Annotated in this window: 1 protein-coding gene; it reads left to right on the plus strand. The window is 45.3% G+C overall.

What is annotated here, in order from left to right:
- The coding region (locus tag AC1M9P_RS14690; RefSeq protein ID WP_481588102.1) for a CoA-transferase at positions 1-223 on the plus strand (223 nt) is incomplete at both ends.

Below are 223 nucleotides of genomic sequence, written 5' to 3' on the forward strand. Positions count from 1 at the left end.
CAGGCAAAATCGAGTTAGAACTTGTACCGCAAGGCAACTTGGCTTGCCGTATTCAAGCGGCGGGTATGGGCTTAGGTCCAATCTACACACCTACAGGTTTTGGTACTTTGCTCGCTGAAGGCAAACCAACTGTGAATTATGAAGGTAAAGACTACGTTTTAGAAAATCCAATTAAAGCTGACTTTGCGTTAATTAAAGCGCATAAGGGCGATCGCTGGGGGAA

It is taken from the genome of Acinetobacter sp. 25-47-122, from assembly GCF_056779695.1.